This window comes from Terasakiella sp. 4MB5A (assembly GCF_050058155.1).
Classification (GTDB): Bacteria; Pseudomonadota; Alphaproteobacteria; order Rhodospirillales; family Terasakiellaceae; genus Terasakiella; species Terasakiella halodenitrificans.
The window spans coordinates 3678051-3690292 of the sequence record NZ_CP188815.1 but is presented as its reverse complement, the minus strand read 5'-3'; the positions used below and the strand labels follow the sequence as shown (position 1 = coordinate 3690292).

Below are 12242 nucleotides of genomic sequence, written 5' to 3'. Positions count from 1 at the left end.
TTGGATTTAAAAATCATGGGTATAGGGAAGTAGCGTATATGAGCTTGGTTGATGTACAGTTTCTCGGAAGCGGTGACGCTTTTGGTACAGGGGGACGTTTCAATACATGTTTTCATGTGCTGGGTCAGAAAAACTCTTTCCTGATTGATTGTGGTGCGTCGTCTTTGATTGCGATGCGAAAATTCAATGTTGACCCGGATTCTATAGAAGCCATTTTTCTAACCCATCTGCATGGCGACCATTTTGCTGGCGTAGTGTTTTTCCTGATGGATGCGCGCTATGTCTCCAAACGAACGCGTCCCTTGATAATTGCAGGCCCGCGTGGGGTCAAACAGCGGGTGATTGAAGCCATGAACGCCCTTTATCCCGGTTGTTGGGATAAGGGTATCGATTTTGATGTCTTTTTTGTTGAATTGAAATTGGGACAGCCGCAGGGGTTGAACGGGATCAAGGTACAGGCCTTTCAGGCGCGACACCTTCTGGATGAAAATGATTTTATTCTCCGTTTCGAAGTAGAAGGCAAAACGATCGTCTATAGTGGCGATACAGGATGGACGGATAATCTGGTCACGGCGGCGCAATTCTCCGATCTGTTTATATGCGAATGTTATCTTTATGATCAGCAATGCGAATTCCATATGGACTATATGACGCTGCAGGAACAAAAACATCGTTTCAACACCCGCAATCTGGTTTTAACGCATCTTGGTCCCGATGCGCTGGCGCAAAAAAAGCAAATGGAAGATCAGACGGCCTTTGATGGGCTGATAATTTCCATATAACGTGCAATTCATCATTTCGTAATTTGAGCGAATACTGTAAAACGACGCTTTCGAATATCCGCATTCTTGCTGGCATTTTAAGGATTCCCGATGGCGCTCCCTCCGCTTCTCACACTTCGCGATGTACATGTAACCTTTGGCGGTCGTCCCGTCTTTGAAGGGGTGGAATGTGCTGTTCAACCGGGGGATCGTATCTGTTTGGTTGGACGTAACGGTTCAGGTAAATCAACTTTGATGAAAGTCATCGCTGGTTTAGTTGAAATCGATGACGGCGAACGGTTTGTTCAACCCGGTGTGACGGTATCTTATTTACCGCAGGATCCTGTGATGCCCGAAGGCGTCAGTGTCCATGATTATGTTCATGCAGGTCTGCGCCATGAAGATGAATATCACCGGGTTGATATCTGTCTGGAAGCCATGAAACTGGACGGGACGCGCGATACCTCCACGTTATCAGGCGGGGAAGGGAGACGTGCTGCCATTGCGCGTGCGCTGGTTTCTGAACCTGATATTTTGTTACTGGATGAGCCGACAAACCACCTTGATTTGCCGACGATTGAATGGCTGGAAGAAGAATTGCAATCTTTCCGGGGCGCGATGATGATGATCAGTCACGATCGAACTTTTTTGCGCAAATTGTCCCGCCAATTATTGTGGCTGGATCGTTCTAAAATCCGCCGTACCGATCAGGGATATGAATTTTTTGATGAATGGGTTGAACAAGTTCTGGCGGACGAGGAAAAAGAACTGACCCGTATTAATATCCAGATTGCCGAAGAAGAACGTTATATGTTGAAAGGCGTCACGGCGCGGCGCAAACGTAATATGCGACGTGTACGCAAACTGGCCGATCTACGTGAACAAAAAGCCACGCGCGTTCAGGTACAGGGGACGGTGAATTTAAAAGTCGATAGCGGGGAAAGTTCCGGCAAGCTGGTGATCGAGGCCAAGGGAATTTCGAAGACCTTTGACGATAAAGTAATTGCAAAAGATTTTTCTATTCGTGTGATGCGTGGTGACAAGATCGGTTTAATCGGTCCGAACGGGGCAGGTAAGACAACCTTGTTGAAGATGCTGACGGGGCAATTACAACCTGATTGTGGCGATATTCGAATCGGTACCAATTTAACGGCGGCTTATTTTGACCAGAAACGCGACAATTTACCCAAAGATGTGACGCCTTGGGATTATTTGGCGGATATGGGCGGGGATCAGATTATTGTGCATGACCAACCCAAGCATGTTGTGACCTATATGCGCGATTTTCTGTTTGAAGAACGCCAAGCCCGCCAACCCATCCATGCCTTATCCGGTGGGGAGAAAAACCGCCTGATGTTGGCTAAATTACTGGCGAGCCCGACCAATTTTCTTGTTTTGGACGAACCAACCAACGATCTGGATATGGAAACACTGGATCTGTTGCAGGAAGTTCTGTCTGAATATGATGGCACCTTGTTACTGGTGAGCCATGACCGGGATTTTCTGGATCGGGTTGTGACATCGACCATTGCGGTTGAAGGTAATGGAAATGTTCAGGAATACCCCGGCGGATATGAAGATTATTTGCGTCAACGTCCTGCCGTAAAAGCCGTGGCAGAGGCAAAAGCGAAAGCGGTAGAAAAGCCGAAAGAACAGCCGAAAAAGTCAAAAGCCAAACTCAGCTATAAAGATCAGCGTGAACTGGATATGTTGCCGCAAAAGATGGAAAAGCTGACCGCTGAGAAAGAAAAGCTGGAAAGCGCCATGGCGGATCCGGATTTGTTTGCCAAAAGCCCGGATAAATTCCAAAAAACCAGTGATGAGCTGAGTGCAGTTCAAGGCGAACTGGATGCGTGTGAAGAACGCTGGCTGGAACTGGAAATGTTGCAGGAAGAATTATCGGCCGGCTAAACGTCAATACGTTCAACGAGGGCGCCGTTTTCTTCAAAACAAACGCAGCTCAGTTTGCCGCCAAACCCGCAACCGCTATCAATGCAAAGCTGGTGTTTTGCCATATGGAAACCATCGTGGCGGTGGTCGTATCCACGGATCGTGCGTTCAAACCCGCCGTAAGGGTGATCAAGTTCGCGAAATTCCTGTGTGCCCCACCAAAAGGCATCGGTTTGGGCATCTAATGGCATATCGGGGACTACATTGGCGCTGATGAACAATAGTTTCTTGTCATCGCTATAGGCGGCCCGTTTCAAGGCATCCATATATTGTTCATGCCCATCCATCGCGCGCATGGTTTCTTTTAAAGCATTGGTCCAGGCTGATAAGGCGCTCATCCCGCCTTTGGCGGCTTTTATCCCTTCTGCACAGGAGGTATGATAGGCCTGAAGCGTGCTTTCCACGCCCTGATTATACATCCACTGCAAGACTTCTTCCGGCTCCCGTGCAAAGGGAAGCTGGCGCATTTTATAAAGCATTTCTTCCTGACAACCGCGCAGGAAAATAACGTCATCGGTTTCAGCACCTTCTTGTAAAATAACAAGACGGCGGAAATTTAAAACTTCATTTAACGTTCCGGCAACATCGGGACCGCGACCCAGGATGTTACCGCTATAAATCAGGGCATCGCCGGGCAGGAAATGGTTGGCCAATTGACCATGCAGGGCCTTCAGCTTGTTTGCTTCGCCATGAATGGCACCAACGGCCCAAATCCGTTTTTTACCTGTCAGCTTGGCAAATTTACCGTCTTGCGACATCGATGTCCCTTTTATCTATAGGAAAAGGCAGGAAGATTTAAAATCTATCCTGCCTTTTCATAAAGTCATATGCAAGTAAAGCTTAAGCGGCTTTTTCTTTTTGCAGAACGTCTTCCAACTTTTCAGTTGCGGCATCTTTGTCGATATTTTCAACGGCAGCAACTTCGTGGGCCAATCGCTCCAACGCAGCTTCATAAATTTGGCGCTCGGAGAAAGACTGGTCAGGCTGACCGACGTTGCGATAAAGATCGCGAACCACTTCTGCAATCAAAACCGGATCGCCAGAGTTGATTTTTGCTTCATATTCCTGTGCACGGCGGCTCCACATGGTACGTTTGACTTTCGCTTTACCTTTCAGCGTGGTCATTGCCGTTTCCATGATTTTACCGGAGCTGAGTTTACGTAAGCCTGCAGCTTTGATCTTGCCGACAGGGACGCGTAACGTCATGCGTTCATGTTCAAATGTAATCACAAATAATTGCAGTTCGTGACCACCGATTTCTTGGGTTTCAACGCCCACAACGCGGCCAACGCCATGAGTCGGATATACGACAAAATCGCCAGAATCGAACGGTAGGTTTTGAGCCATTTCTTATCTCTCTTACTCTTTACACAGACAGCCCGTCAGGTGGGGGAGCCCAAATTCGGCGACAAAAAAAACCGTCCGCTTGGTTAAGCAGAAGGGGCCGACATGACAACGGGTTGTCTATATTTGGTTGGCTGGCCGCCCTGAGCATCATAAAGTTTGACAGGGGTATAAGACTCTGGACGGTCAAAAACCGGCTCCGCACGGAACCGGCTGTTGGCAATGGTTATACCACAAGATTGGTCAAAAAAACAGACCTAAGTTACAAAAACATGACAAAAACCCGCTTCTCGGCAGAAGAAGCAGGTCTTTGAAATCTGAAACTGTAAAAGATTACAGAGACTTGGCTCAGTCGCCTGCGCCCGGTTTTTCGCTCAGTTCTGTTTTTTTGCCAGCGCGACCGTTTTCAGCATCCGCATTTTCCATCGGATCTTTTTTAGCTGTGATGTTTGGCCAGGTTTCAGAGAATTTCTGGTTAATTTCTAGCCATTCTTCAATGCCGTCTTCGGTATCGGGCAGGATCGCTTCTGCCGGGCATTCCGGTTCGCATACGCCGCAATCAATACATTCGTCCGGGTTGATTACCAAGGTGTTTTCACCTTCGTAGAAACAGTCAACCGGGCAGACCTCGACACAGTCGGTGTATTTACATTTAATACAGTTTTCCACGACAACGTAGGTCATTTGAATCTCCGTTTTTTGATCGCTTGGCCGGTTTAACCGTTCGTCGAATCGTGCGGACAAAGCGAATCGTTAATATCTTCTTCCCCAAAGGACATGATCGGTTCATACCCCAAAATAGTTGAATTGAGGTAGCACAATCCTTTGGAGACAGCAACCATATGAATATTGTGGATACCCGTTTTTTTACATCAGGAGTGTGAGTGAAAATCAATCACAAGATTGCATCCCCAGTTAAAACGTCCTACCTTATTGAAAAAGAAGGAGCTTCCCCCAATGCCACATCGTTTGAATTATCCTGCGACCACCCGTAATAGGGATCCGATTTTAACCGTTCTCAAACGGCTTTTACCCGAAAAGGGGCGCGTTTTGGAGATTGCAAGCGGAAGTGGCGAGCATGTCGTTTACTTTGCACAACATTATCCGGGGCTGATTTGGCAACCCAGTGATCTTGATCCGGCTTGTCTGAAAAGTATTCAGGGCTGGGTGGATCATCACGCACTTGAAAATATTCTTCCCCCTTTGTCGTTGGACACCACAATAGAGGACAATTGGCCCCAAAATGAATTGGATGCACTGATATGTATCAATATGGTGCATATCAGTCCGTGGGAGGCAACGATTGGATTGATGGACAAAGCAGGGAAATTGATCGGGTCGGGTGGTTTTCTTTATTTGTACGGCCCTTATCTGCGTGATGGGGAACATACCGCACCCAGTAATATTGAATTTGAATATTGGTTGAAAGAAAAAGATCCCCGTTTCGCGGTGCGCGATATTTGCGAGGTTGCAGCCGAGGCCCATAAAAACGGTCTTGTTTTGCAAGAGATCATCGAGATGCCTGCAAACAATTTTTCATTGGTTTTTCAGCGTCAGTAAAGTTATACCGGACGTATGAGACAGAATCCGAATTTCAAGGCAGATCTGGCAATCTTTGCACTGATCATTTTTTTGCTCGGTGTTGTTTTTTCCATGTTCGTATTGGAAAAAGACCCCGATGCACGCCTTGGCCTGTTCGGTATAAGCCTTTGGGTGCTTGTGATTGTCGGGGCGATTTATTTCCGTATTAAAACAAAGAACGAAGAAGAAGACCGGAAATAACGTCAGCCTCTCCTGATTGGGTTATTCTGCTTCTGCCAGCCACTTGTCCATTTGACGGCGTTCGCGTTTGGTGGGGCGACCTGCACCTGCCTCGCGTTCCCCAACTTTGGCGGGTTTGTCGGTTTTTGGTTTTGGTTGGGGCGGGTCTAGGTCTTCATAAAGGGTGCGGGCCTCAGGTGCCGGGCCGCGTCGTTCCCCCATTTTGATGACTTTAATCAGCCGAATATATGGCCCCAGTGGAAAAGTAAGCACATCATTGGGCTTCAACATATGGTGAGCCTTGGAAATTGCAGTCCCGTTGACGCGTAATTTAGCGCCGGAAACAAATTTCGCGGCCAAGGTGCGGCTTTTGAAAAAACGCGCCTGCCAAAGCCATTTATCAACACGTAGTGTTTCGGTCATTTCTTCCAGTCTTTAAGTTGAGCAAAAGGCGAATCCAGGTTGATCTGAACGGATTTTTGACGTGTGGAGCTTACCTTTGCTTTTGTCTTTTTCTTTATATGGGCTTTTTTACGTTGGACTTTAAGGGTGTCACCGGATTTTTCAATATGATATCCCATGCGCCGTAAAATATCGCCCATAATGGCAACAGAACAACCTGCCAAGCTGGTGAAATCCGCATTGATATCGGCTGATCTTTTTTTTGTTTTTTCCCATGCCAGTTCGGCAATGCGTTCGGCCATATCCACACGCAGGCAGCGGTTGCCGTACATTTGATAACCGATTTGTTCATAAAATAAACGTGGGGTATCAGGCTGGGCTTCAAATGACATCAGGCCACTGGCAGGATAAACCGGGGCAATGTTGGGTTGGTGATAGAGTGTCCATAAATCGGCACGCAGTCGGACGGCGGCGGCTTTTAACAGTTTCGGGCAATAGATGCTGTGTCGTGCAATCACAACACCGTATTTGCGCAGAACTTTACGGTCTTTGCTTTCGATGTCACGGATCAAGTCAAGGGCCTGTGTGCGTGCCAAGGTGCCCAGACCTTCGCGTAGTTGGAAGGTGACACCGCGTGCTGGTCCGTTCAGTTTTGCCTTTTCCAAATCGAATAAAGGTTTCAAGGTGCGCCCGATATAATGATTAAGCCATTTTGTGAGGCGGGCCTTTACACGATCACGCAAAGCGTCTTCGATCAGATCGAACGGTAAAGTTTCCAAGCGCGGGCTTAAGGCATCATTGCCTTTATAAAGACGGGCACAAGGGGTGCCCTGCCATAGAACATAGGCATCATCACGCAGACTGAAGGCCTCGTCTTTTTCATCTTCAAATGCAGCAACGCGTCGGTCCATTTCCTGACGTAAGGCTTTGAGGGCGGCGCTATTAACGGCGCGCTTGGCATGTGGGTTGTCTGTTTCATCAGCGGCAAAATGAAAGCCTTCGAGGCGACCGACGAAATGACCTTCGACCAATACATCCCCGGATTTGGTCATGGCAGCCAGCAGATCGTCTTTGTCTTTCAGTTTTTTCATCAAGGCTGAGGTCCGGCGATCAACAAACCGTTTGGTCAGCTGTTCATGCAGCGCATCCGAGATTCTATCTTCAATTTGACGGGTGATTTCTTGCCAATGAAGCGGATCCACCAGCCATTTGCTGCGCTGGGAAATATATGTCCATGTCCGGATCCCGGCGAGGCGTTGCGTCAACGTATCAATATCCCCGTCTGTGCGGTCCAGACGTTGGACGTGTCCGGCAACCCAATCGGTTGGCAACAAATTTTTGTGGGTGGAAAGATGTTGATAAATTTGTCCTAACAGGCGGGGATGACTGTCGGACATCGTTTTGGCAAAGTCCGGGATTTGGCAAACCTCCCATAGAAGTTTAACCGCCTTGGGGTGCGTGGCGTATTTGATGACATCGGGGTTTTTGGATAGAAAATCCAACGTGATTTCATCTTCGGGAATGCGTGGACGGATTAATCCGTGTGTTTGTGGGGCGCGGCGCAAATCCATCTGCAAGGTGTCAACCGAGGTAAAACGCAGGCGGGAATTACGCCAGTAAATCTGTTCGATATTGTCAAATTCATGGGATTCGAGCCGGTCAATAATTTCAGGATCAAGGGGCGGACAATCTGCCGTCACCCCGAAGGTACCGTCTGTCATATAACGTCCGGCCCGTCCTGCGATTTGGGCCAACTCGGGGGCCTGCAGCCTACGCATCTGGTGTCCGTCAAATTTGGACAGGGCCGCAAAGGCGACATGATCCACATCCATGTTCAGCCCCATGCCGATGGCATCAGTTGCAATGATATAATCAACCTCGCCCGCCTGATACAGCCCGACTTGTGCGTTACGCGTACGTGGACTGAGGGCACCGAGAACAACAGCCGCCCCGCCTTTTTGGCGTTTGATCAATTCGGCAATGGCGTACACTTCGGATGCGGAAAAAGCCACAATGGCAGAACGATTGGGCAGACGGGTGATTTTTTTTGACCCGGTATAGGTCAGTTTTGAAAATCGGGGACGTTGATCGAACTGTACATCAGGGATCAAACGACGGATCAAGGGGGCGATGGATTGTGAGCCCATAAACATGGTTTCGGCTTGGCCACGGGCATTAATCAGACGATCGGTGAAAATGTGACCGCGTTCAGGGTCTGCACATAATTGGATTTCGTCAATGGCGAGGAAATCAACCGCACGGTCGACAGGCATAGACTCGACGGTGCATAAAAAATAGCGGGCATATGTGGGCAGTATTTTTTCTTCGCCGGTAATCAGGGCGACTTGATCGGGCCCTTTTATTTTGACGACACGATCATAGTTTTCACGCGCCAGAAGCCGCAAGGGAAAGCCAATCATACCGGTGCCGTGGGCCATCATACGTTCCAGGGCGAGATAGGTTTTACCGGTATTTGTGGGGCCAAGCACCGCAGAAATGCGGGCATTTGAAGAAGTATCAATTTGCATAACGGGCGCACAATGGACCAGTTTGCAAAAAGAGGCAAGAAAAGAGGGGAATGTTGGTATCAAACCCCTCTCTCTTACAAATCACATAGGTGAAAGTACCTTTGAGGTGGCAAAAATAAGGGCCTCCCACCTATGGGAGGGCGAAAAACCTTATATTTGCGGAGGGGCGCGTGGCGATTTCGTGCGGGCGTAATGCGAAAGTGCTTGGTGCCCGAATGCGACTGCTTCGCTGAGTTGGGGGGGACCTATATGGAAGTCGAAGTGTGCGACTTCGGGAAGAATGAGGTCAAAATCCCGAGTGGCATCCTGGTGGCATAGGACGCAATAATCACAGACAAAACTGTCTGTATGGCTGGGTGTGTCGGGGTCGTTGTCCAGATTGACCCGGCAAATGCTGGTTCGCATTGCCGATTCGAATTCAGCCATCGCAGGCGATTCACTGGCAAGAACGACAACGGGCGTGACAAACTGAAAGACGAACGCAATCAGCAGCAGTGCCGAGATATCGACACGCAGCGCGTTCATCAGTTTTGTCAGCTTGCGACTCATAGATTAAACATTCCAGCTACTATAAACTTCAATATACCTATCAAAAAAATAGGACGAATACAATTCGTATTATTCAAACCATTACGGCTGAAATAGGGCAAAGAGTAAAAATCAGGTCCGTAATTGAAAACGTATGGGCACAATGACATCGCTGTTGACGGCTTTTCCGTTGCGTTTAGCGGGTAGAAAACGCCAGTTTCTGACAGTTTGTAAGGCAGAACGATCCAGTGCGTTATGACCACAGGATTTAAAAATGCTTAGACTTAAAACGCTGCCATCGGCGCTGACTTGAACTTTTAATTCTACAACCCCTTCCAGACGTCGGCGTTTGGCTGATTTGGGATAAGACGGGGCGGGATTGCGCAAATAGGCCGGATAAACCGGTTTGATAAAGCCTGTTTTGGCTTGGACCTTTTTAACGGGTGCTGTTGTAAAGGTCTGGGCAACAACTTTGGCTTTAGGGCGTGGTTGTACGGTTTTAGGGGGCGTTACAGGTTTGACAGGAGGTTTCACATCAACCTGTTTGGGAACGATTCGCGGCTTTGGTTTTTCTGTTTTTTTTTCTTCTTTGGGCGGTTCGACCGCTTCTTCAATGATTTCGGCGATTTCTTCTTCTTCGATCACCGGTTCTTCTTCCATGATTTCTTCAAGGGGTAGTTCTTCGATGACCTCTTCCGGTTCGACGTAAGTTTCCACCATGAAAGCGACTTCTTGGGGGGCATCGTCTTTGGGGATGTGTAATTCCCCACTGGCATGTCCGATCAGGAACAAGCCGGTAAACAGCAAAATATGCAAAAATCCTGCGGCCCCAACGGGCAACAGGCGTGCACCAAGCGGGGTGTTAACGACAACCCGCCCGGTGCTTTCGTCCAGCTTATATTGATTAGAAATCAGCATTGATTCGCAGGAAGAATGAACGTCCCGGTTCATTCACCTTTGCGACTGTGTTGTCAAAAGAACTGCCGCGGTTCAAATGGTTGGAATAGGTTTTATCCAGCACGTTTGTCACGCCTAACGCCAGATCAAACGGTTGGAAGGCCCAGATTTTTCCATAAACATCAAAGACGGCATAACCGCCTGTCTTTTCGATGTCCTGACCACTGGTGACAGCGCCGATGTCAGCACGGTTTTGTTTGGCGGCGGCACGCATGCGTAAACCGCTCATCCAGTCGGCGGTGCTATATTCAAGTGCTGCGCCGACTTCGAGCGGTGCAATTTGCGCCAATGGACGATTGTCTTCGTCGTTTTCACCGTACGTGTAAGCCACGTTGAGAGCAAGGTTCAAACCTTCCATTAAATCGATTCCACCGGACAGTTCAAAACCCATCAAGGTTGCATCGATGTTGCGATAAATATCGGCATTATCTGCAAGCAAGATACCGTCTTGACCTGTGGCGTTATCACGCAGGATATAATCGCTGACTTTGTTGTAATAGACAGAACCGCCTACGTTCCAACCGTCATAAGTGGCACTGGCACCCAGTTCGACCTGGTGGTGTTGTTCCGGGTCGATATCCGGGTTGCCGATCCATCGGTTTGCTGCAGCAGCATGATCACCGGCCATACCGCGCTCTGTGGCATCTGCGGTGCGCACAACGCGGGACAAGCTGCCATAGAAGGCGATGTTTTGATCCAGATCGTGATCGTAGCGCAACAGACCGCCAATGTTATGTTCGCTTTGGTCGTCCCATTGTTTGCCGTAATACATTTGGTACAGTTGATTGGCGGTACGCCCGGTCCGTGCGGAAACAGTGTTTACTTTGTCCGCATCCACACCAACGTAGTCATAACGAAGACCGACTTTGACTTTGCCAGCTGAGGAAAGTTGATAGGTTTTTTCACCAAACAGACCGATTTGATCGGTGCTCATGCCCGGCCACATATAGGCATGTTCATTCCCGCTGGCGTAAATGTTGGTTTGTGCACCCATGTAACGCAAGGCATCCTGATAGGAAACTTTTAAGTCGGCCCCAACGACAAGGTCGTTATTTTCCAACGAAAGGGTCCCGCCATAAATTTGAGTTTCCGATTCGGTCAACATCCCCATACCGGCACGGCTGCGCAGGCTGAAGTTATCCATGATGTGATCGACCTGACTGATATAGGCAGAGGCGTTAATTTGATTGAACAGGCCAAGGTCGCCTTTGTGAGTTAAGGAACTGCGCAATGCCATCATCTTGGCTTCGGGGGCATCCATGGCAGCACCGGCATAAAGGGCATCACTGGTGTCATCTAATTGTGCCCCGAGGGTGATTTTTGTATCTGCGGTGGCTTGAATACCCACATCCAGTCGCCCGCCATGTTGGTCAAAGCCGGAACGGACTTTTTTGCCATTACCGTCTTCATAGCTGTTGGCAGCAGATTTTTCGATATTGGCACGTACATAGTGACCATCACCAAGATCAAAGGAGCCCTTGATTGCAGCGTCACGGGTGTTGCCGTTGCTGTCAATGCCACCTGAAACGTTGATGTTTGCCGATTTACCTTCTGTGAAAGTCGGTGCGTTGCGTTTGGTTTTAACGGTTCCGCCGGATCCACCGCTGCCATGTTGAACGGATGTATAGCCTTTTTCCACGATCAGTTCGTCGTTACCGTCAATGGACAGGAAGGAGGCGGGCGGGTCCATACGGTTGGGGCAGCCGCCTTGAACGAAGACACCATCATCGACGATATTTAACTGGGTTTGTTTTTGACCACGGATAAAGGGATCAATCCCGTGGCTGCCCATACGGCTGCCAGAAACACCGGGGACAGATTGTAAATAGTCCCCACCGTCAGCTGCCGGGAAGGTGCTGTCTTCTTCAAAATTCAGGATAATACGCTGCGGTGTTTCGATTTGGTCTTCGGCCAGAACTTCCGGAAGCTTAACAGGATCAGCGGCGTGGACGGACAAAGGAAGGAACGCACATAAAGCGGCGCCCAGCAATAATTGCTGTTTCATAATAAC

At 48.8% G+C, this 12242-nt stretch carries 12 protein-coding genes; 4 read left to right on the top strand and 8 right to left on the bottom strand.

Annotation, left to right across the window (positions count from 1 at the left end; genetic code table 11):
• The first annotated feature begins 38 nt into the window (after positions 1 to 38).
• Together ACI0FF_RS17580 and ACI0FF_RS17575 are read left to right on the top strand one after the other, a co-directional pair.
• Complete coding sequence (locus tag ACI0FF_RS17580; protein WP_419798047.1) at positions 39 to 782, top strand: MBL fold metallo-hydrolase; 744 nt, start codon at positions 39 to 41, stop codon at positions 780 to 782.
• A gap of 90 nt (positions 783 to 872) precedes the next feature.
• Positions 873 to 2672 (top strand): ATP-binding cassette domain-containing protein, encoded by a 1800-nt coding sequence (locus tag ACI0FF_RS17575; RefSeq protein ID WP_419798046.1) that lies wholly within the window; start codon positions 873 to 875, stop codon positions 2670 to 2672.
• Here ACI0FF_RS17575 and ACI0FF_RS17570 read toward each other — a convergent pair.
• From ACI0FF_RS17570 to fdxA, 3 genes are all read right to left on the bottom strand, one after another.
• Positions 2669 to 3469, bottom strand: coding sequence for a hypothetical protein (locus ACI0FF_RS17570; protein ID WP_419798045.1), 801 nt, complete (start codon positions 3467 to 3469; stop codon positions 2669 to 2671). The genes ACI0FF_RS17575 and ACI0FF_RS17570 overlap by 4 nt on opposite strands.
• An 82-nt stretch (positions 3470 to 3551) precedes the next feature.
• The gene (locus ACI0FF_RS17565; RefSeq protein WP_188663543.1) at positions 3552 to 4058 is read right to left on the bottom strand and encodes a CarD family transcriptional regulator; all 507 of its coding nucleotides are present in this window, start codon (positions 4056 to 4058) and stop codon (positions 3552 to 3554) included.
• Between the two features lie 345 nt (positions 4059 to 4403).
• The gene (gene fdxA, locus ACI0FF_RS17560; protein ID WP_419798044.1) at positions 4404 to 4739 is read right to left on the bottom strand and encodes a ferredoxin FdxA; all 336 of its coding nucleotides are present in this window, start codon (positions 4737 to 4739) and stop codon (positions 4404 to 4406) included.
• 273 nt (positions 4740 to 5012) lie between these two features.
• Between fdxA and ACI0FF_RS17555 the strand changes: the two genes are divergently transcribed.
• The gene (locus ACI0FF_RS17555) at positions 5013 to 5615 is read left to right on the top strand and encodes a DUF938 domain-containing protein (RefSeq protein ID WP_419798043.1); all 603 of its coding nucleotides are present in this window, start codon (positions 5013 to 5015) and stop codon (positions 5613 to 5615) included.
• A gap of 15 nt (positions 5616 to 5630) precedes the next feature.
• Positions 5631 to 5837: a hypothetical protein gene (locus tag ACI0FF_RS17550; protein ID WP_419798042.1), complete on the top strand. Its 207-nt coding sequence runs from the start codon at positions 5631 to 5633 to the stop codon at positions 5835 to 5837.
• 21 nt (positions 5838 to 5858) lie between these two features.
• Here the strand turns inward: ACI0FF_RS17550 and ACI0FF_RS17545 are convergent, their stop codons facing one another.
• The 5 genes from ACI0FF_RS17545 to ACI0FF_RS17525 form a co-directional block, all read right to left on the bottom strand.
• Positions 5859 to 6239: an RNA-binding S4 domain-containing protein gene (locus ACI0FF_RS17545; RefSeq protein WP_419798041.1), complete on the bottom strand. Its 381-nt coding sequence runs from the start codon at positions 6237 to 6239 to the stop codon at positions 5859 to 5861.
• Complete coding sequence (locus ACI0FF_RS17540; RefSeq protein ID WP_419798040.1) at positions 6236 to 8746, bottom strand: helicase-related protein; 2511 nt, start codon at positions 8744 to 8746, stop codon at positions 6236 to 6238. The genes ACI0FF_RS17545 and ACI0FF_RS17540 overlap by 4 nt, the downstream gene beginning before the upstream one ends.
• A gap of 150 nt (positions 8747 to 8896) precedes the next feature.
• Positions 8897 to 9295: a hypothetical protein gene (locus ACI0FF_RS17535; protein WP_419798039.1), complete on the bottom strand. Its 399-nt coding sequence runs from the start codon at positions 9293 to 9295 to the stop codon at positions 8897 to 8899.
• Positions 9296 to 9406: 111 nt separating this feature from the next.
• Positions 9407 to 10192, bottom strand: a complete 786-nt coding sequence (locus tag ACI0FF_RS17530; RefSeq protein WP_419798038.1) for an energy transducer TonB — start codon at positions 10190 to 10192, stop codon at positions 9407 to 9409.
• Entirely contained in the window at positions 10179 to 12236 is a 2058-nt protein-coding gene (locus tag ACI0FF_RS17525; protein WP_419798037.1) for a TonB-dependent copper receptor, read from the bottom strand. Before ACI0FF_RS17525 ends, ACI0FF_RS17530 begins: the two co-directional genes overlap by 14 nt.
• Positions 12237 to 12242: the final 6 nt, after the last annotated feature.

Bases quoted from the DNA above. Each gene is read 5' to 3' on its own strand.
- ACI0FF_RS17580 (WP_419798047.1), top strand. From the start codon at position 39: ATGAGCTTGGTTGATGTACAGTTTCTCGGAAGCGGTGACGCTTTTGGT.
- ACI0FF_RS17575 (WP_419798046.1), top strand. From the start codon at position 873: ATGGCGCTCCCTCCGCTTCTCACACTTCGCGATGTACATGTAACCTTT.
- ACI0FF_RS17570 (WP_419798045.1), bottom strand. From the start codon at position 3,469: ATGTCGCAAGACGGTAAATTTGCCAAGCTGACAGGTAAAAAACGGATT.
- ACI0FF_RS17565 (WP_188663543.1), bottom strand. From the start codon at position 4,058: ATGGCTCAAAACCTACCGTTCGATTCTGGCGATTTTGTCGTATATCCG.
- fdxA (WP_419798044.1), bottom strand. From the start codon at position 4,739: ATGACCTACGTTGTCGTGGAAAACTGTATTAAATGTAAATACACCGAC.
- ACI0FF_RS17555 (WP_419798043.1), top strand. From the start codon at position 5,013: ATGCCACATCGTTTGAATTATCCTGCGACCACCCGTAATAGGGATCCG.
- ACI0FF_RS17550 (WP_419798042.1), top strand. From the start codon at position 5,631: ATGAGACAGAATCCGAATTTCAAGGCAGATCTGGCAATCTTTGCACTG.
- ACI0FF_RS17545 (WP_419798041.1), bottom strand. From the start codon at position 6,239: ATGACCGAAACACTACGTGTTGATAAATGGCTTTGGCAGGCGCGTTTT.
- ACI0FF_RS17540 (WP_419798040.1), bottom strand. From the start codon at position 8,746: ATGCAAATTGATACTTCTTCAAATGCCCGCATTTCTGCGGTGCTTGGC.
- ACI0FF_RS17535 (WP_419798039.1), bottom strand. From the start codon at position 9,295: ATGAGTCGCAAGCTGACAAAACTGATGAACGCGCTGCGTGTCGATATC.
- ACI0FF_RS17530 (WP_419798038.1), bottom strand. From the start codon at position 10,192: ATGCTGATTTCTAATCAATATAAGCTGGACGAAAGCACCGGGCGGGTT.
- ACI0FF_RS17525 (WP_419798037.1), bottom strand. From the start codon at position 12,236: ATGAAACAGCAATTATTGCTGGGCGCCGCTTTATGTGCGTTCCTTCCT.